The organism is Tamlana carrageenivorans, from assembly GCF_002893765.1.
Lineage (GTDB): Bacteria > Bacteroidota > Bacteroidia > Flavobacteriales > Flavobacteriaceae > Pseudotamlana > Pseudotamlana carrageenivorans.
On sequence record NZ_CP025938.1, the window covers coordinates 1,148,353 to 1,169,407 of the forward strand.

10 protein-coding genes are annotated in these 21,055 nt (G+C 35.2%); all 10 read right to left on the reverse strand.

Going from position 1 to position 21,055, the window contains the following annotated elements; all coding sequences use genetic code 11:
* Window positions 1-24: 24 nt before the first annotated feature.
* On the reverse strand, window positions 25-1,515 hold the full coding sequence (locus C1A40_RS05200) for a PKD domain-containing protein (RefSeq protein ID WP_102994967.1): 1,491 nt from the start codon (window positions 1,513-1,515) through the stop codon (window positions 25-27).
* A 12-nt stretch (window positions 1,516-1,527) separates the two neighbouring features.
* On the reverse strand, window positions 1,528-2,721 hold the full coding sequence (locus C1A40_RS05205) for a hypothetical protein (protein WP_241910492.1): 1,194 nt from the start codon (window positions 2,719-2,721) through the stop codon (window positions 1,528-1,530).
* A gap of 13 nt (window positions 2,722-2,734) precedes the next feature.
* Entirely contained in the window at window positions 2,735-4,282 is a 1,548-nt protein-coding gene (locus C1A40_RS05210) for a RagB/SusD family nutrient uptake outer membrane protein (RefSeq protein ID WP_102994969.1), read from the reverse strand.
* Between the two features lie 6 nt (window positions 4,283-4,288).
* Window positions 4,289-7,504 (reverse strand): SusC/RagA family TonB-linked outer membrane protein, encoded by a 3,216-nt coding sequence (locus C1A40_RS05215; protein ID WP_102994970.1) that lies wholly within the window; start codon window positions 7,502-7,504, stop codon window positions 4,289-4,291.
* Between the two features lie 625 nt (window positions 7,505-8,129).
* Window positions 8,130-10,421: a heparinase II/III domain-containing protein gene (locus tag C1A40_RS05220; RefSeq protein WP_199287743.1), complete on the reverse strand. Its 2,292-nt coding sequence runs from the start codon at window positions 10,419-10,421 to the stop codon at window positions 8,130-8,132.
* Between the two features lie 361 nt (window positions 10,422-10,782).
* Window positions 10,783-13,140, reverse strand: a complete 2,358-nt coding sequence (locus C1A40_RS05225; protein ID WP_241910493.1) for a chondroitinase-B domain-containing protein — start codon at window positions 13,138-13,140, stop codon at window positions 10,783-10,785.
* A gap of 214 nt (window positions 13,141-13,354) precedes the next feature.
* Window positions 13,355-14,284: a T9SS type A sorting domain-containing protein gene (locus tag C1A40_RS05230; RefSeq protein WP_102994972.1), complete on the reverse strand. Its 930-nt coding sequence runs from the start codon at window positions 14,282-14,284 to the stop codon at window positions 13,355-13,357.
* Window positions 14,285-14,580: 296 nt separating this feature from the next.
* Window positions 14,581-17,199, reverse strand: a complete 2,619-nt coding sequence (locus tag C1A40_RS05235) for a chondroitinase-B domain-containing protein (RefSeq protein ID WP_241910494.1) — start codon at window positions 17,197-17,199, stop codon at window positions 14,581-14,583.
* A gap of 422 nt (window positions 17,200-17,621) precedes the next feature.
* Window positions 17,622-20,216 (reverse strand): chondroitinase-B domain-containing protein, encoded by a 2,595-nt coding sequence (locus C1A40_RS05240; protein WP_102997143.1) that lies wholly within the window; start codon window positions 20,214-20,216, stop codon window positions 17,622-17,624.
* Between the two features lie 437 nt (window positions 20,217-20,653).
* On the reverse strand, window positions 20,654-20,926 hold the full coding sequence (locus tag C1A40_RS05245) for a hypothetical protein (RefSeq protein ID WP_158651276.1): 273 nt from the start codon (window positions 20,924-20,926) through the stop codon (window positions 20,654-20,656).
* Between the last annotated feature and the right edge of the window lie 129 nt (window positions 20,927-21,055).

Here is a 21,055-nt window from a genome sequence, read left to right on the forward strand (position 1 = left end):
TAATGTTTTGGATTCGTTTTAATACTAGAATCCAGGAGTGATGATATCAATATTATCATAGAATACTTCATGGGCATCATCAACCGCATTTAAAGCTCTTACGTAAATTACAATAAAGTCACCTGATGCTTTAAATGTAAACGTTGATGTTGTAAAGGTATCATTCCCAGCTGAAGGCTTATCAGGATTAAAATCGTTTGTGATTTCGTAATAAGCGTCAGACTCAGACATAGGATCTGCATCAATACCAGCTTCGGTAGAAATTTCATTGTTTAATATGAAAACTTCAGAGTTAACACCAGCAGCTTCAGATCTAGAATCGATTGTAAAGGTATACTCTACACCCGGTTCAACTTTTAAACGTTGATACAGACGACGACAAGGTTGTGAAATTTTAACACCTCTTGTTTTAACACCATTAACATAATTTCCATCACTAGAAGAACCTGGTTGCTCGCTAGTACAATATGCGGTGTCGATATAACCGTTTAAAGCGGTATTATTCCAAACAGCTCTATAAGGGCTAGGAATAACTCCTAATACATCATCCTCTATTTCGGCATTTGGTGTCATATCCCAAGCATCAGCATTATCACTGGTATTTTTCTGATGGTCATCACAAGTCGCATTTTGCACAATAGCTTTAAATGTTGGAACAACACCTCCTACAGGTACAAACTGTGATTTACTTTTAGACACACCAGCGGCATTGGTTGTTGTTAATACAACCTCATAAGTACCTCCTGTGGCATAAGTATGTACTGGGTTTACTTCCGTAGACGTGTTACCATCTCCAAAATCCCAAGAATGTGATTCCGCAAGTAAAGAAGCATCTGTAAAAGTAGCTTCTAATCCAGAAACACTAAAAGTAAAATCTGGAACAGTCGACAATACTAAACCATCAATTTCTTTAGTAACTGAATAATCATCACCAGCAAAATTTACAACTGTTAAAGTCACTTCATATGGCCCTACATCACTATATATATGTGTAGGACTATAATCTGGATCTTGTGCCGTATCCTGTTCAGAATTCCATGAAACTGAATTACCATCACCAAAATCCCAAGTTAGACTTTTAACTCCAGAGCTCATATTATTAAAAGATACTTCAGAATCCACTACTGAATAATCATAAGCTACAGAAACAGGGCCTACTTGAGTAGAATCTTTAGCAACCAGACCATCAGAACTTGTAGTTGTTAATTTAACATCATACAATCCGCCTTGGGCATAAGTATAATTCGGATTCGCATCGGTAGATGTATTACCATCACCAAAATTCCATAAGTAAGCTGTCGCATCTGTGGAATAACTTCTAAAAATAACCGTCAATTGGTTTGAAGCATCTAAACTTGTAGTAAACTCGGTACTAGGCTGAATATTGTTCACATTACCAGTAGGCGGTTCAAACGGTTCGTATCCATCATCGTAACAAGATACCACCCCCAAAGACAACACAAACAGCGCTATAATACTTTTTGTGTGTTTTTTAATTATATTATAAATCATCATAGTTTAGTTTTTTTAATTTTTAACAGAAATTTCAAAAGCATCTAATCTGTATTCGTCACCAGAATTGGTAACATAAATGATTACAGATTCGTTAGTACCTGCATCAAAAGTAACAGCATGCTTCTTAAATACATCCGGGATTCTATCCGTATTAGTTTCAGTTCTTGAAACTATGATATTTTCAGGTAATAGAGACTCGGCGTAAGACGAAGTATTAGGTGTTAAGATAGACACGGTCATTTCTCCTGGATTATCTAGGTTAAATGCAGTAAAGTACGAAATCACATAGGTAGCTCCTGGCGTCACTTCAATTTCTTGATAAGCTACACGATCACCACCCGATGGGAATTTAGCTGACTGATAACCTTCAGGTACAGAACCAAGTTCTGAGTTCGAGTTAATTTGAGGTACTGTTGTACCACCACCTAGAGGACTCCAAGCGGCATTGCTAGGTACTCTCCAAGAATCTCTACCGTCTCCAGATCCATCAAATAAATCGTTATCTTCAAAACCAGCCTCAGAAATTTCAGGAACTGGTATCGTAGGAACCGCTTGTAAAACATTAACCGTTTTTACAGTTTCTTCCGATTTTCCAAGTTTATCAGTAACTTTTAAAACAACATCATAAACCCCTGGTCCAGGGAACTGGAAAATAACTTCACGATCTTGTAAAGTCGCCGGAGGCAAATTAGTAATTTGCTCTTCAAAATCCTGAATAGCTTGAATTGTTTCATCGCTACGGTTAGCTTCCGCTGCAGCTAATTGCACCTTTAAATCATCTACCTGCTGTTGCATTACAGCCTGTTTCGCTGGATCTGATTCACATGGTATTTTAAATTCTAACTTATCGATTTCAGACTGAATACCAACAACAGTAGCGTCAACTGCTGCGATACTTTGCTCTAAAACAGGTAAATCTTTATTGATTAAAACTACACCCGTATCAGGAGTAATTGTCCAATCATATTGTATTCCATTAACCGCCAGATTTGTACCAGCTTGGAAAAAGTAATCATAATTAGCTGCTAATTCTATATCATTACAGTCAAACTCAGACGATGTCACGTCGGAATAACTATAAAATGGTGTAGGTCCAGTAAAGTCGGGTAAATCACCTACCTCTGGTAAATCATCACTAACACAAGAAGCTAGGGATACCATTACGCCTGCGGCTATATACTTTAAATTAAACAAGTGTTTTTTCATAATTTTTAAGTTTTTAGTATCCATCATTTTGTTTATAAAAATTAGGTAAGTTATCTCTTTCTCTTTGAGGGAAAGGCAGGTATTTCTTTTCATTGGTATAGAATAAGCTGTTGTCATCAGAGAATTTCTGTAACACACGATCAGCTTCACCTAAACGTATTAAATCGAATAAACGTTGGTTTTCATAAACAAATTCAACACGTCTTTCATCTAATAAGATTTGCTTAGAAATGATAAACTCTGGATCTAAACCTGCACGTTCACGAACTTGATTGAAAGCATCTAAGGCTCTTGAATCTGTAGTTGTTTCACCTCCTGCCATGATGGCTTCAACATATAATAATAACACATCGGCATATCTTAAAACAATCCAATCGTTATCTCCAATTTCACCTGCAGTAGGAAATTTGGCATTAAAAGTATCATTTGTAGGAATAGAAGGGTTATAAGACAACGCATCAATACTGCCATAGAATCTAACAGGTTGTAAATCTGGCGTCATCACTTGTAAAAAATCTAGTGATGCAATATTAACCCCGTTAGAAGGCCCTTGTAAGGTCATCGCAAAACTATGAGATTCAGAATCTGTTTGAACTTGTGAACCTAAGTCACTATCAGCCGTAACATAATTATCACTTAAGGCTAAATCATAAGCGATAGAAAATATCACCTCTTTATTAATCTCTAAAGCTGGACTGTTAACCCAAGAACCATCTGGCACACCATCGGTAAATCCATTGCTATCTAAAGCATTACCAAATACATGACCATAATCTTTGATTAAATTTTCAAAATGATCGGTAATAGAGTTACCACCTCTAGGTGTTGTGATTAAATCGAAACCATAATCATCGTTATTATCAATTACAGAAGCCAATAATAATTCTGCTTCTGTATAATTAGGATTTGGCTGACTCAAATATGCCTTAGCAGCTAAACAAATAGCAGCACCTGCAGAAGGACGGTATCTATTTAAAGATTCGCCACTTAAATAAGCAATCGAAGTTTTAAAATCTTCAATAATCTTTTCATAAACTTCCTCTTCTGGTAATTGTGGGTAATCTAAAGCTTCATCTTTAGTAACATCCAAAACTTTATCAACATAAGGAATGTTTTGGTACGATCTTACCAAGTTAAAATGACATAACGCACGCATAAAATAAGCTTCACCTACGGCATACTGATATTTTTCAGGAGCAAGAAAGCGGTTATCGATTATAGTATTAGCATGTTTTATAGTCGCATAATTATTAGAATAATAAGTTGCTACATCACCGTTGTTAGGATCGATATTAAAAGCATTAAAATCTGGATAGTTTCCATTTTCAGAATTCGCTCTAACGTTATCCGATCTAAGTTCTGTTAATAAAAACTCGTTAGCCGGTACTTTTTGATACGCATCAAGCACACCGTTTGCTAAAAATTGAAATCCGTTTTCGGTTTGAAGTAACTCATCGATTGAAAGTGCCGTTGGGTTACTAAGGTCTAATTCTTCTGCACAACCTGTTAGTAAGGCTGCTGCAGAAAAACAAGCAATAATATTTTTATATATCTTTTTCATAGTTCGTTAAAATTGAAAGTTAATCCCTGCTGAAATTGTTCTCACTACTGGACCATCCCCTCTTTGATAACCAGCTGTTAAAGGCGTATTGGCATTGTCTGAAGTTTGACCAGCAGCTTCCGGGTTGAACCCTTCGTAATCGGCTGCAGTAAAGAATAATAAATTCTCTCCTGTTAAATAAAGTCTTAATCTATCTATACTGTACTTAGAAGTAAAAGATTCTGGAATCGTGTAACCAAGCGTAATATTTCTTAATGCTATAAAAGAAGCATCTTGAATATGATCGTCGGTATATCTTCTATGTACTAATAAATCTCTATCTGGGAAATTAGAAACGGCGTTAACAGCAGACTCACTAGCGTAATACATTTGATCTAAATCGGCTACCCTAACTTCACCTCCATGAGAACCTTGCCATTGGAAAGAGAAATCTAAGTTTTTGTAAGAAAAATCAGAGTTGAAACCCCATGTAAAATCTGGATAAGGATTACCAAGTTCGGTTCTATCTTCACCATCAATAATACCGTCGCCATTTAAATCTTTTACATAAACGTGTGCAAAATCATTATTAAATCTATTGAAAGGATTATCAACCCATTCTAAAGGCATTTCTTTTTCATAAACCCAACCATAGAATGACGTAATTGGTTGTCCAACACGTGCAATAAACTCTGTTGGTCTGGTATCTTGATCAATTCTAGAAAGAATTTGATCATTTTTACCTAAACTTACCACCTCATTTCTATTTAAGGCAAACTGACCTGAAGCTTTCCAGCTCATATTTTCTGAAGTATAAAGACGTGAGCTTACTTCAATCTCCACACCTTCATTTTTCACTTCTCCAATATTCTGTAACCAGTTATCGGTTCCATAAACACCTGATACTGGAGCGAAAAGAATTAAATCTTTACTACTTCTAGTATAGTAATCTACTCCTAAATTCAGTAAACTTCTACCAAAAGTCACATCAACACCTGGGTTAAACTCTACTAATTGTTCCCAACCTAAATCTTGATTCGCTAGGGTAATGGCTTTAACACCAGTTAAACCATTATAACTTATCGTACTAAAAGCTTCTTCAAAACGGTATAATGAATTAAAGATATTATTATCAATTTCATTAGAACCTGAAATACCATAACTCGCTCTTAATTTTAAGAAACTAATAACATCACTATTTGATAAGAAGTCTTCTTTAGACAAAATCCAACCTACAGAGGCTGCAGGGAAGAAACCAAATCTTGTGTTCGTTCCAAATCTTGTACTACCATCGGTACGTGCTGAAAGTTGTACTAAGTACTTCTCGTCGAAGCTATAATCAACCCTTCCAAAGTACGATACTAACTTATCTGTTCCGTTATCGGTATAAGAAATCCCACCGTCTGCGATAGCAATATTGTTATTAAAATCATCGGTATATCCAACAGCTTCGGTTGATTGGAAGTAAAAGTTTCTTTGAGTAAACTCAAATCCTAATACTGAATTAAAACTGTGCTTACCAAAACTTCTGTTATATTTAAGAAGTGACTCAATAGCATATTGGTTTAATTCGTCTCTACTTTCTAAACGAAATGCTTCTTGATCTCTATTTTCTTGACCGTAGAAGTAATCATTATTATTGTTTTTACCATGTCTGAATACACCTGAAATGGTTTGTCTGAAATTAAGCCCTTTAGCTAATTTGAAATCCATATAAGCAGAAGTATTCAAGTTCAATTTCTTCTTTAAACGATCTCTTTCTAAATAGTGCACTAAAGGGTGAACGTTTTTAGTAGTCGATAAAGTTAATCCCCCTGAAGTTAATGGACTAACTGTAGGAAGTCCTGTAACTGGATCTCTATTAATGGCTCTAGGGTTGTTTGGATCTACAGTAAATACGTGATCAAAGGCTCTAGAGAAACCATAGCTACCTACACCAATATTTTCAAATTGTTTACCAGCATCACCAGGATCGCCTTGAGTAACATATTTCATATGCTCTTCATTTAAGCGAAGTGGTAAATGCCCATATTGTCTTAATGGATCGGTAAATCTAGTAGGTACTCTAACCTGGTCATTGTAGTTTGCGCTAATGTTAGCACCAAATTTAATTTTCTTATTTTTAGATTTACTATCAATCTTAATTCTAGCATTTAACTTCTTAAAATTATCAGTTAACACAATACCTTCATCTTCAAGATATCCAATAGAACCGGTATAACTTGTTAACTCGGTACCACCTCTAACCGATAAAGAGTGGCTACTAATAACACCACCGTTAAAAATCTCATCTTGCCAATTGGTTTCTCCACCACCTAAAGAAGCAATAAATTCCATAGCTTCTAGCTCTGCATATGCTGTATCATAATATCTGTTGACATCGACATATCTAGGGCTGCTAGGATCGATAGCAGAAACTTGACCTTGTAAACTATTTAATCTAGAACGCTCTTGCGCTATTGTAGTATTAAAGTTTTTGTTTTTAGTAGCAAATTTATATCCTGTAAAAGTATTGTACGAGAATTTTGTCTGACCTTCAACACCTTCTTTTAAGGTTACTAAAATCACACCATTTGCACCACGAGAACCATAAATAGCAACAGAAGAAGCATCTTTTAAAACACTTAAAGATGCGATATTATTATTATCTATAGACCCTAAGATATCTGGATCGGTACCTAAAACAACACCATCAACCACGATAAGTGGTGCCGAAGAACCTGTAATAGACCCAGGCCCCCTCATAGTAATTTTAGGATCACCACCAGCCTCTGAAGTTGTTACTTGAATTCTTAAACCCGCAACCTTACCTTGTAAAGCGTCTTCAACACGAGCTACTGAATAATCTTGAATATCTTTAGCATCAACTTTAGTTAAGGCACTAGTGATATCTTTTTCTTTTTGATCTCCATAACCAATAACCACCACTTCATCAAGTTGAGAAACATCTTCACTTAACGAAATATTTAAAGGGTCACTTCCATTAACAAGTTTGGTTTGAGATACATAACCCAGATAAGAGAACTGAACCGCCTCACCTTGCTCTACATTGATTTCGTATTTACCATCGAAATCTGTTGTCGTACCTCTGGTCGTACCAACAACAATAACATTTACACCCGGAATTGGAATACCGTCTTCTACAGAAGCTACAGTTCCTTTCAGAACAATTCCACTTTGGGCAATTGCCGTGATACTAAAAAGCAACATCACAACTAGAGCTAATTTATTCTTTAAATTCATAATTGGTTTTTTTATGTTTAAAATAGTATAGTTAACTACAACCCAAGCACATAAACACCAGAGTTGCCTTTTTTTACCCCTACCCTTATCAATTTAAATTACCTAATTAAACGTTTAACCTAATGATTCAAATTAATAATAGATATGGAGTGAATTTTAATTTACTTCCCTCCTAAAAGAAGTAAAATTGCAAAAAGAACAGACCTTTGCCAATCCTTTTTTTTACGATAAATTCATGCTAGAAATAATTTTAAGAAAGTGTTATACATTTAATTTATTTGACTCTAACCAGTTTGGTTGACCAATTTGGTTCACCAAATATATGTTAATTTGTGTTAACAGCAAAATAATTTAATATTTTAACAATATTTACAATTTTATACCACAAATAATTGCGAAAATATTATTGCAAATTTAACAAAAAAACTTAAATGACTGAATACTAACTTTTTAATTATAATTAAAACCTTCCTTAATAAAATCGAATCTAGAAAAAATTCATTTTACATTTCGATCGCAAAATTCATTGTGATACGCCTTCGAAAATTACTTTGATACCGCCTATCAAATCGTAAAAATATTTGTTTAATCTCTCTAAATGTTTTCATAATCATTTTTTATTTACTCAATTAAAATAATACGCTCCAGTCCACTGAAATGTATCACCGTTTATTACTAATTCATGTTGCTCTTTTCCGGAAACCTTACTATTACACACAATAAAGGTTTTTATATTTCCTTGAATATCTTTTATCGCGATAGCCGTATATTGGTTATCATTATAGATCACCTTAACTTCAGCAATATGACTATGGGAATTCACTGCGTTTTCCGACACAGGACTATAACTTCCATGTGATTCGATAACTGAAACAAAAAGGGCATCTTTCGCTTCGTTTTTTCTAAGCATGAATCCAGGTTCCTTTCTCAAATTAAAATCAGGATCGTGAGCTCCTATTCTTGTAAAATAAATATCATCCTGAGCATTTGTAACAGTAGTTAGGGTATGGAAACGTCCTGCATGATACCAAGAAAACTTCACATTCCCGTTGTTAGCTTTACCATGTCCTTCAACAAATAAATGCTGATAACCGTTTTTGGTTCCAAGGGGCTTAAGGATTTCGGGGGTTGTATATTCAAAATTAGTTTCCATAACCTGTCCAAAGTAGTAATAGGGAAAATCATACTGATTGGTTTGGTTTGAGGTTACAGCCATAATATCCAACACATAAGGTTTTTCAAAATTAGCATCTCGAATTAACGCCATGGTACGATTAAGTACTGTACCTGGATAGGCATTTGTTTCATGAGCGCTAACCACTTTAATGCGATCATTATTAAAATCATAAAAATTTAAGACCGAATGATGCTGTGAACCAATATCATATTTACCTTGAAAATGACTTTCTTCATTTTGAATAAGGGTATTATGTGCAATACTTTGCTTAGCCCAAGTTTTATTTTCTTTAAGGTAATTACCACCTCCTTTTTGTTCGATATTAACAAAACGCGCTAATCCGTAGTCCTGTAGAATTTCTTCACCAGTTTCATACATCGAAAAAGACAACTTATCATAATGTCCGTGGCTCAAACCTTGAGCAGCATATTTAAAAACCACCTCAACATCGCCATCTCTTAAAACAGCAACACCACCTTGTTTTCCCTGAGGGCCATCACTAAAATTAACGGATTTCTTTTCAAATGGTTTTGCAACGCCTTCTTTTATTCCTAAAGCTACAGCTAAGCCAGAATCATCCAACAATACTCGATTTTGCTTTTCTGCAATACTTAGCAATTCTGGATTTTTCAAACCATGTAAATAAGCAATATCTACGGCTGTCACCAATTCTTTAGAATAATATGACATTCCTTTTTGACCATCATTTAAAGGAAAAAAGTCGCCATCGGCATCAGATAAATTTAAAAGCGCATTTACAGCTTTCAATATCACACCATTTTTATGTTCAAATATTTTAAGCTCTGGTTTTACATTATTTAAAGCTTCAGAAAAAATCAAAAATGGATACATCGCATAGCGCTGGTAATACGGCCCTTCGGTATAATAACCGTCTGGCGAGAAAGGCTCCTCTAAATTGGCTAAAAATCCTGCCTTACCATCTTCATTTTTAATATATCCACCGTCATTATCTTTGGCATCTGCATCAATACCATCATTCTCAATACCATATAAAGCACGATGTAATAAGTCATCATCACCCATAACTAAAGCAATCATACCTACAGCAGCATTCCCCCATGTACTATGATTATGCACGCGGTTATAAAATTGCGGATTTTCGATAGAAATAAAATCAGCAAAAGGTCTGAAAAGGTTGTTTTCCAATTGGGCTCTTTCTTCAGCGGACAAGTAATCGTAAATACAATCGTATCCTTGACTCGCATAAACTAACCAGTTAGAATCATTTAAACATTGCCAAAACAATTTCCCTCTAGCATACGAACGGGTTTGAGGATGCACGGGCAAATCTTTATACATGGCTTCGTATTGAAACAACATGTCTTTTACATACTTAGCGTATTTTTCATCATTTAGAATCTGATACAATAGACCCGCTTTTTCTAACATGAAGAAATTGCGTTTATGACGTTCATGCGTGTAACCTCCTGAAAAATCCTTTGGAATTGGTGTATCTATACCCAACGCCATTTCCGCATCAACCTCTTCCTTGGCGATTTGGACAGAGGCATCAAAAATTGGAATATGACCCAATTCTTTACGAATTTGTTCGACACCAGCTTTAGTAATGATTAATTTAGGATGACTACCTAAATGAGTAGCTGCCTCTTTTTTATAAGAGGTTTCATTTTGAATTTTACAAGAAAACATAAGTCCTAGCAGTAGGAAACTAAGACATACACTAATAACAGATTTTTTAATTAACGTCACCCGTTTCATAGAAGGTATTTTAAATTCAGTTTATGGCGTAAACCAGTTTGGTTTACCAGATTGGTTGCCCAAAGATAGGTATAATTATAACTTACACCAAAAATCAAGCTGCAATTTGCTAATTTTAACAGAATCAGATTGTTAAATGCATAAAAATAGTATTTATTATTTACACCTATGTAATATATCCGCAAAAAAAAGCTGGTTTAAATTATAAAATTATCAACCCCGTATTTACAGTTCCGGTTTTATGGTTTGTAATATTGAATAGATATTTTGGCCTAAAAGCTACAAACAGGAACCATAAAAAAAGGTTTTGTAATAGTCGTATAGACCAATACAAAACCTTTTATGATTAAAACAAAGAAGCTTAATACATCAATGTCATCTCTAAGTTCTCCTGAACTTTAATCTCTCCCGAATTAGATAGGGTATTATTTGAATGCTCATTATTTTTAGCACCCCATAATACTGCTACAAACTTACCTGGATTATTTTTAAAGGTATTATCCTTTATATTAACATTTACAATCCCACGGTGATTTAATAAGATTCTATTTTTTTCATGCCCACCTGATTTGGTAAAGGTACAATTTGCAATTAACAAGTTCCCACCGATAGTTGATTCATCGTAACCACCTCTATAATAATCTACCACATTTTGTTTAATAGCATTAAACGTTGAGTTTGTAATGGTTAAATACTCGGTATTATAATCTCCTTTATCTAAAGTTTCTTCAGAAAGCTCTAAGCCGTTCTCACAATTAAAAAAATTGGTTTTATCGAAAGTAATGTTTTCTGCGAAGGCCTCTCGGTATACTTTTAAAGCATAAGCAAAGTTACTGATATCACAATTTGATACATTTAAACCAAAGTGATTAGACATATTTTCTTTTAATGTAGCGAAGGCATAATTTTTACTATCACCCTTTAAAACAATATTTTTTAGAGTCAATAGCCCTTTAGGGTTTAGTTCAAAAACAGGGGTACCTTCAGAACCCGTGAACACGATTTCTGCTCTTTGAGATTCCGGAGATTCAATTGTGATCGCTTTGTTAATTTTTAATGATGCATTAAGCTCATATACACCTGAATTTAGCGTTATCACATCGCCTGTATTGGCGGCATCAATTTGTTGTTGCAAAGCATCAATAGCAGTTACAGTATGCGTTTCTGGCTCTTTAACCTCAACAACATTTGAATACCAATTGGCACCATATTTGGATTTATCTAAAATATTAGGATTAGCTACATCGGCGTTCACAACAGCACCTATAGTGTTATGGTCTTCACGAGAGTTTCCAAATAAATCCTTAGTTATGGTATTAAAATCAAATCCTACATAGGGCTCTACCGCATTTGGAATACCAGTAGGAATCATAATATTATCAGATATTTTTTTCAATTCCAAGGATGCCGCTTCAATGCCTCCATCAAAATTATTAAAATCCACACCTTGATTATCAATTACGTTACTTTTAAATAAAACACCATCGGCTTTATCATGCTCAAAAACAGGAGACGCATCGCCAACCTCATTATAAATAACATTGTTTGCAACAGTCGTTCTAATAGCTCTAGCCGATCTTATTTCAGATTTAGGTAATACATCTTTTTGAGAAATATTAGTACCAACACCAAATTGCCAAGGCGACACACAATCTACATAAGTATTGTAAGCTACCACCACATCGGTAACCTGATTGTATCGGTTTTGAGGAGATTTAGGAATCCCGTTCATAACGGCTAATGCCGATCTAAAACTTTCACCTTTAATGTTAAAAAAGTAATTATTAGTTACCCAATGACCCGAATTTACAATTCTAATACCACCAACATTTGTATTTTCACTATCGTTAATAAAATAGTTACCATCGATGATACAATAATTTCCATGACGGGTTACTAAAGATCCTTCACTGTTATAGAAAACATTATTTCTAAACTCGTTAAAATTTGTTTTACTCGAAATAATTTCAACTTCACCGTTACATTCTTCAAAAAGGTTATTAGCCACCATAGTATAACTAGGCGCCATGGAAGTAAAGCTATTTCCTATTTGAATAGTTTCAGCACTGGCACCACCTTTTCTTGGGCGAGGACCAAAATGATTATTTACAATCTGATGATAATTATTGGTACTCTCTATACCTTCTAAGTTAACACGAACTGTTGGTCCGCGATTCGTTTTTCCAGCAATATAACAGTTACTTAACGTGTTATGTCTACCCCAAAACTGCACCCACAAATCGGTTTCATCACGATGTAATTGATTAAAGTCTTCAATCACTGAATTGGTTAAGCTACAATGAAATGCCACTTCGTCTTCATTAATTCTAAAATCAACCACCGAGCTTGACGGTGCATGACCATTTTGAAAATGCAAGCCTTCAGCAACCAAGTATTCACCACCGAACTTCAAGTATGATTCACCTTCAATAGAAACTTTTCCAGCCGTTTCTGCCTTAATGGTAATTGGATTATCCTTTGTTCCTTTTCCTCGAAATTTAATTTGAACATCTTTCCATACGCCATTAGACATCACAATAACATCACCGGGTTTAGCATCTTTTATAGCCGTATTTAAAGCCTCAATATCACTTACGTTAGACGATGAAACCTTTACAGACTTCTCTTTACAACCAAGACTTAAAAACAATACAGCTAACCATAAAGCCGTTTTCACTTTTAGATAATGTTGAACATTTTTCATTTTAAATTTATTCATTACGCTATTAATTAAGATTATTCCACATTTAAATGTATGACATATTGACTATTATATAAAATCAAATGTCAAAAAACAAGGAAAGTTCGTATATGGTTCATAAAAGCAAATAAAATAAACCAAGTGTGGTTTATTTTATTTGCTTTCAATATTTGGTTTTCAAACAAAAAGGCCTTTTAGTAAATAAAAGGCCTTTTAATAACTAAACAACTACTTATTGAACTACTAATTTTTTACTAAAAGTACGTCCACTAGCTTCAATTTTTAAGAAGTAAACTCCTTTATTGAAACTAGACAAATCAATTATGCTACCACTAAATTGATTGTTTTTATAAACACTTTTTCCTAACAGGTCGTAAATACTTACGGCTGAAATTTGAAGGTTTTTAGATTTTATATTTAAAATATCGCTTGCTGGGTTTGGATAGATTGCGAAACCATTTGCTGCAGCCTCCTCAACAGAAAGACCAGTTGTATTGACTAACTCTAAATTGTCAAGTCTGATTTCATGATCTCCATTGGACCATGTATAAGGTTTTCCATCAACTGGTGCAGCGCTCCTACCAATTCCCCTAGCGACAATTGCAATACTAGTTTCTAAACCAGTGGAAAAAGTTAGTGTGGCAGTACCCCAATCATCATTTACAAATCCTTCTACTAACTCAACGATAGTTTTCCCGCTCGCTTCCACTTCTGCAATATCATTGTACCCAAAGTCCTTGGTAGCCTTAACTGTCAAATCAGACTGATACACAGGAGTATATCCCGCTCTATAACCTGATCCTTTTAACACACGGATTTCAAGTTGACCAGCCTCAGTAACCACTGACGACCCCTCTGGCTTAATTTGATAATCAAATGTTAATTCATAAGTGGAATTTGCCTCAACAGCAATCTCCTGATACATGATATCGGCTTCTCCACCGTCAAATTTAATAGCATCACTATCCCCATTAGGACCACTATTAGTTGAAGACTCTGCTTGATCTCCTAAATCAGTATTCATCCACCCAGCACAAGAACAAGTCGAAGAACCTGTAGATTTCATCAACTTATCGAAAGTCGGGTTTAAAACAGTTGGTTGCGTTTGCGCGAACCCAAAAGCTGCAACAAAAAGTGCAGGAAAAAGTAATTTTGTTTTCATATCTATTTAGTTTTAAAAATTTCAGTTTGTGGTTAAGCTTTAGACGGTAAACCAGTTTGGTTTACCACTTTGGTTCTCCAAATATAGTTAATAATATCAAAACTCCAAATTTTGTCGTGTTAAATTTAAAATCAATAAAATACACGCCAATTAAATAACCATACAGAACTAGCTAAGGTATTCACTTACAAAATGTGTTACCACGCTCATTTCTATTCAAATCATAAAAAAAGTCGGCACTTAAAATTACCGGCTTTTTTTTCAATTTAACAAGCTATAATTCAATGAATTACAAATTATGGCGCTACAACAATCATTTTTGATGTATTTAGCCCATGAGCTTGATTTGTCATTCTAACAATATAGGTGCCTTGAGGTAATCGCGAGGTATTTATAGAAATACCCGATGTCGCATTTGTAAAGTTTTGAGTTAAAACTAGGCGACCCTCCAAGCTGTAAATATGAACCGCATCTACAGAAATATCGTTGGTTTTAATATGGAGTACTTCTTTAACTGGTATTGGATACAATGAAATAGCGTTAGAATCAAATTCATTTGTAGACAATGTTGTAGCTTCACCGTAAAAATTAATCTCAGCAATATTCATCCACTGACTATCTCTTACTTCCGCACCATTGGTTGTGTCTTTAAAACGCCCGAAACCAACAACCTTAACATATCTCGCTTTTTCTTGATTTAATGCAAATTGGGTAAAATCTGTTGAGTTCGCTGTTGTATAAAAATAATTATCGCTTACAGGCAATATTTTTGTAAAACTTCCTGCTTGGGTATCTGTCGTAGACACCCACACTTGGAATGCATAAGGATTTGATTTACTATCTGTAGCAATTTCAATTAAATCCAAAGTATAGGCACCCCCTAAATCGTAAATTACATATTCACCATCAGTTTGAAGGTCGTCTGCCACCCAACTCGTTCCTGAATCTTTATCTAAAGAATTTGTTGCTACATTATTTTTTGGATTTGGGTGTGACTGGTCCTGCTGTCTAGAATAAGAGTCTACCGTAACTGGAGCGCCATTTGCTCCAGAATTAATTAAATTCAATAAATCTGTTAAATCGGGCGCATCTTGAGTAATATTTAAAACAACCACCTTGTTATCTGCTCCAGAAGTTTGGGTAAAAGTTATGGATCCTGATCTTGAAGTCGTACCAGAGTTCTCGCTTACCGTAAAAGACACGGTTTCGTTTCCTGTACTAAAGCTAGGCGATACATTAGAAATCCAAGTCCCATTAATGCTTGTAACTTCCCAGCTTACATTTGCAGACACCGACACATCGTAAATACCAGCGGTATAGGCTAATGTTGACACCGTACCAACCGACAAATATTCTCCTGGTGTTACAATAATTTCATTACAAGTTGGGTTGGAAATAGCAGCTCCTAAATAATCAACAAAGCAAGCGCCTACACCATCGTTTCCAACATTAGAATGGCTAAATGGTAGCGCACCTTTCATATCGGCTCCTTTACCTGTTGTTCCAGAAAACGTAAATATCTCTCCAGAAGGAGTCGCTGTAATTCCTGTATTTTCATCAAACCCAGATGTTGAAGCTCCTAAAGTTGTTCCTACAAATTCATTACCAGAATAAGTTAAGGCTGTACCAAGATTAGTAAAAGAGCTTGAAGTATCTCCAGAAATTACTTCTGTAATATTAGCATTTCCAGAATCAAAATAAATTAAATTATTAGACACTGTTCCCGTTGGATCTGTAGAACCTTTATCTAAGTTATAAAACAATGGAGCATTGGTATTAACAATGGTGTTATTAGACACATTAATAGCGGTCGTTTTTTGATATCCATTAGAAACACTTGTTGAACCACAAGCGACATCGGCACTATCATTACCTCCTAAAAATGTAATTCCATTATTCCATTTAGCCTGTGCCATGGTATTTATACAATCTTGAATATAGTTATTAGTAATAACATGTTTACTATCTACAATTCTTATTGCACCAGTTCCTTCTGTATTTTCTCCCATAAAGAAATTCTCTTGCACCGTGGCTTCAGAACCATGACGCATTACTAAAGAACCTCTACAGCTTCTAAACGTATTATTCTCATAGATGTTTCCATTACTTTTATTCGTAATGATTTCATTTTCACCATCGGCTTTATAAAAATAATTCCCACTAATAACACAGTTTGCATTTACATTTTGAAACTCACTGGTTCCTATACGAATAGTTTCAGAATCTCCTGCATTAGACAATTCGCTACCATCGAATTTTGTCCCCCAATTATCCACTATTTTCTCGAAATTGTAGAAATAATTATTCTTAATCGTATGGCCCACTTCTAAACAACGAGTGTTTTGAACACCATCTGGCGATGCATTATACTCTAACTCTGCTAGAACCAAGGCCCCAGCACTTTTTTTATTTAAAAAAGTACAGTTAACAACGTTGTTATATGTACCGTATAAAACCACCCATCGGTGCTTTGGCACACTAGTGTAAAATCCAGGGTTTGCAGGATCTTGAGCATCAATTAAATCATCCGGCTCAATCCCTAAACCATCAATAACACAATTTTGAATCGTACTATGATTTGCGTAAACCGAGCCACTTCTAAATTGAATGAAGTTACTCGCTCCATACCCTCCTTTCCAGTGAAACCCATCTACTACGAGGTGATCTCCTACAATATTCATTGCCATACCACCTGTAAAAACGACTCCTCCAGGGGTTTCAGCTTTAAATATTATCGGAGCGTTTGCTGTTCCAGTGCCAGAAAATGTGATCCTTTCATCCGTGGAGTAAGTACCATTAGCTAGAATAACTACATCTCCCGCAACAAGGCTTAAACCTTCTAATTGATCGGGATTAGTAATCGTATAAGGCGATTGTGCCGCAACAAACTGGGTTATAAGTAAGCCCAGAAGCATTAAATTGAATTTTGACCATGACTTTTTAAAGCACAGTCGTTTAGTGAGTGTAATTTTTGTTACCATCTTAAGTTTAGTTTTAGTATAGTTGATATTTTATCTGAATCCAATTATTGGTTTTCCAAATTGGTTTTCCAAATATAGGATTATTTTTTTGAACCAAGAAAGTATTAAATGGGTGGTTGACTGATTAAAAAAATGCAAATCCACTTAGTAATAAAAGTTATTTATAAAAGCTTTAGGACACAATAGAATAAAAAAGCTGCCCTAAAAATTGAAACTATCGCCTTTCTGTGATGAACACAGGAACTCATGACATTGAAATTCAATAATTATGAGCATCTGAAACACATTAAGATTGACAAAAAATCAACTTTTAAGGCAGCCTTTAAAAATTACAGCAAATAGCTGTTTATAATATATTAATGTGAAACAATAATCATTTTAGATGCACTTACACCATTCACATCTGTAACCTTCACCAGATATGTACCATTGGTAAGCGATGTCGTATTTAATTTGATATTCCCCGATGAATTCCCATTAGTTTGATTCAGAACTAAACGACCATCCAAACTATAAACCCCCACTGTACTCACAACCACATCGTTGGTTTTAATATTTAAAATGTCTTGTGTAGGCACAGGGAATATTTTTAAATTCTTTCCAAAGGCATTTTCTTTTGTGGAAAGCGCAGCACTAAATTCGCCGTAAAAATCAAGTTCGGTTATGGAGGTCCACAGACTACCGCTACCATTGGGTTTAGGCTGCCCAAATCCCAGAATTTTAACATATCTAGTACCATAAGCAATAGATGGCAATACGAAACTTCTAAAAGTATTATCATTACTACTCACCAAATTACCTGTTCCAAACGGATCAATAAAATCGGCATCATCTATACCTGTCGAAGACACGCGTATTTGAAACTCATAGGTTTTACCATTTACAGAGGCAAAATCAACAATTTCTAAATCATAGTAAGCTCCTAAATCAATAATAATAAAAGAATCACCTCCTGTTGTTCCATCTGAGGACCAATTGGTACCTTGGTTTTTATCTAAAACATTATCAGCATAATTAAATTTTGTAGAGCCATTCACCTCTTCCATGGAAAACGAATGTACCACAACACCATCGGCCCCGTTACCTTGATCATTAATTAGCGTAGCCAAATCGGTTGGACTTGGTGCTTCTTGAGTCACGGTAAGCGTTCTTACGATATCATCACCTCCAGGGTCTTGCGTAAAGGTTATGGTACCCGTACGACTTGCTGAACCCGTATGTTTCGTTACTGAAACCGTAACCACAGCATCGCCTGCCCCCGCATTGGTATCTATCGTTATCCAAGAATCATTTGGAGCGGCAGCCCAACTTACATTGGCAGTAACATTTACAGTTTCACTGTCGGCTTCATAAGTGAATGGCGCCAAAGTACCCACAAGTAAAGATTCGCTAATAACTATAGTACAATCGCCATCAGTAATTTTACCTCCTGCATGGTTTAAAAAACAAGCACCTATACCATGACCTACCATAGCATCGGTAGTTGGCTCGTAAGCCCCCATATCGGCACCTTTACCTGTTGCTCCCGAAAAGGTAAAAATCTCACCAGAAGGGGTAGCCGTAATTCCTGATTCTAAAGAAAATCCATTTCCTGTATTCCCATCAGATTCACCTAAAGCTGTTCCAGCATATACATTGCCTGAATACGCTAAACTTTGTCCAATTTCACTATAAGCTGTAGCTGTTTCTCCTACAATAACATCGCTTACATTGGCATTGCCAGAACTAAAATAAATTAAGTTGTTAGCAACGGTTCCTGTAACAGGTTCATCACCCTTATCGATATTATAGAACAAAGGGGCGTTGGTGTTCACAATGGTATTGTTTGAAAGTGTAATATCTTTCACTTCTTGATAGCCACTTGACGAACTTAACGACGCACAATCATCTACACTAGACTGATCTCCACCTATAAAGGTAATACCATTATTCCATTTAGCTTGATCTAAAACCGTAACACAATCTTGAATATAGTTATTGGTAATACTATGGTCGCTATCTACAATACGAATCCCTCCGGTACCATCAACATTTTCACCTAAAAAGTAATTTCCATCTACCGTAGCATTAGAACCATGGCGCAGTACTAAAGAACCTCTACAACTTCTAAATGTATTGTTGATATAAGAGTTTCCTTTACTTTTATTGGTGATGATTTCGTTTTCACCATCCGATTTAACAAAGTAATTATTACTAACCAAACAGTTTGCATTCACCATTTGACCACCGCTTACTCCAATACGAATGGTTTCGCTATCGCCAGCATTTGTTAAGGTTGGATCTATTTTTTCAAAATTGTAAAAATAGTTATTACTAATCGTATGCCCTACCTCTACACATTGGTCACCTCCATTATCAGACATATTGTAATAAAGCTCTACTAGAATTAATGCCCCTGCATTCTTTTTGTTCATAAACGAGCAGTTGATGACGCTGTTATGACTTCCATACAATTTAACCCAGTTGTGTTTTTTACTTTGCCCAGCCACTTCATCGCTTGGATCTACAATCAAACCATCCATAGCACAATTTTGAAGCGTACTATTATAGGCTAAATCGCTACTATCTCTAAATTCAATTACGGCACTTGAACCATAACCGCCTTTCCAATAGAAACCATCTACAACCACATGATCACCGCTAATACTCAAACGTGCCCCGTTAGTAAATGTTACGCCTCCTGGAGTTTCCGCTCTAAAAATAATAGGATTGTCTTCTGTTCCGTTGGCACCGAAGCGCATACGTCCGGAATTGTCATAAACCCCATCGGCCAGCTCAACAATATCTCCTGGAACCAATGTTGATGATAACCCCCTAATATCTTCGGGATCTGTAATCTTGTATACGGTTTGACCAACTACAAACTGTGTTGTTAAAAGGACTAGAAATAATAAATAGAATGTTGTTCGTGATTTTTTCGCGCACGACCGCATAGTAAATGTAGTTTTCATTACCATTTTAATTTAGTTTTAGTTTTAGTTTTTATCTGAATAACAAATTGGTTTTCCAGATTGGTTTTCCAAATATAATTTAAATTTATATGAAACCCTAAAAACCACTAAGAAACTCTACCTAAATCTAAATATCTTAGGCATTACGAGCATAAATCCTGCATCGTTGTAATTATTGTATTGCTATGGAATTGAAAAGAAATTAATAGTAAGAAGGCGGCATACTTAAAAGTTAAAACAATCATTATTCTGTTCTCGTTTCCGAATCTCACGGCATTGAAATCTAATAATTATGAGAATCTGAAATAAATTCAGATTACGGTAATAACAACTTTTTAGACAGTCCCTTTTATATCAAAAGACGAACAAAATCAGTTTTTAAACACGATAATATCATCTTTTTTTAAGGTCATGCTATCGCCTTTACCTCTAAGCTCCTAAGTATTGTTTTTATACCAAAACCCAGAGACTGAACGCATTCTCATCACTTCTATGGTTTCACCATCTAATTCCAAAGTGGCAGTCCCTTGTGTGTTGTTAAAAATCATATGTAAGGTTTTACCTTGTGCATCTTGGGCACTACTTTTCACGATCTCATCGGTAGCACGTTCTACAGGATGTATCACTTGTTCTGTTTCAGATTTCCCTTCTTTACATGAACATAAACAAAGAGTTAACATAATACCTACGGAAAATAGATGCTTCATCATAACACATTAAATTAAGAGCACTTTTTGTAACGACCAGGATAGTTTATAAAATTAGTGAATTTATATTTTAAATCGCCCAAAACACGATGACTGATACAAAAACGACTAAGCTTTGGCATAGTAGAAATC

Excerpts from the sequence above, each read along its gene's own strand:
- C1A40_RS05200 (WP_102994967.1), bottom strand. The coding sequence starts at position 1,515 with ATGATGATTTATAATATAATTAAAAAACACACAAAAAGTATTATAGCG.
- C1A40_RS05205 (WP_241910492.1), bottom strand. The coding sequence starts at position 2,721 with ATGAAAAAACACTTGTTTAATTTAAAGTATATAGCCGCAGGCGTAATG.
- C1A40_RS05210 (WP_102994969.1), bottom strand. The coding sequence starts at position 4,282 with ATGAAAAAGATATATAAAAATATTATTGCTTGTTTTTCTGCAGCAGCC.
- C1A40_RS05215 (WP_102994970.1), bottom strand. The coding sequence starts at position 7,504 with ATGAATTTAAAGAATAAATTAGCTCTAGTTGTGATGTTGCTTTTTAGT.
- C1A40_RS05220 (WP_199287743.1), bottom strand. The coding sequence starts at position 10,421 with ATGAAACGGGTGACGTTAATTAAAAAATCTGTTATTAGTGTATGTCTT.
- C1A40_RS05225 (WP_241910493.1), bottom strand. The coding sequence starts at position 13,140 with ATGAATAAATTTAAAATGAAAAATGTTCAACATTATCTAAAAGTGAAA.
- C1A40_RS05230 (WP_102994972.1), bottom strand. The coding sequence starts at position 14,284 with ATGAAAACAAAATTACTTTTTCCTGCACTTTTTGTTGCAGCTTTTGGG.
- C1A40_RS05235 (WP_241910494.1), bottom strand. The coding sequence starts at position 17,199 with ATGCTTCTGGGCTTACTTATAACCCAGTTTGTTGCGGCACAATCGCCT.
- C1A40_RS05240 (WP_102997143.1), bottom strand. The coding sequence starts at position 20,216 with ATGAAAACTACATTTACTATGCGGTCGTGCGCGAAAAAATCACGAACA.
- C1A40_RS05245 (WP_158651276.1), bottom strand. The coding sequence starts at position 20,926 with ATGATGAAGCATCTATTTTCCGTAGGTATTATGTTAACTCTTTGTTTA.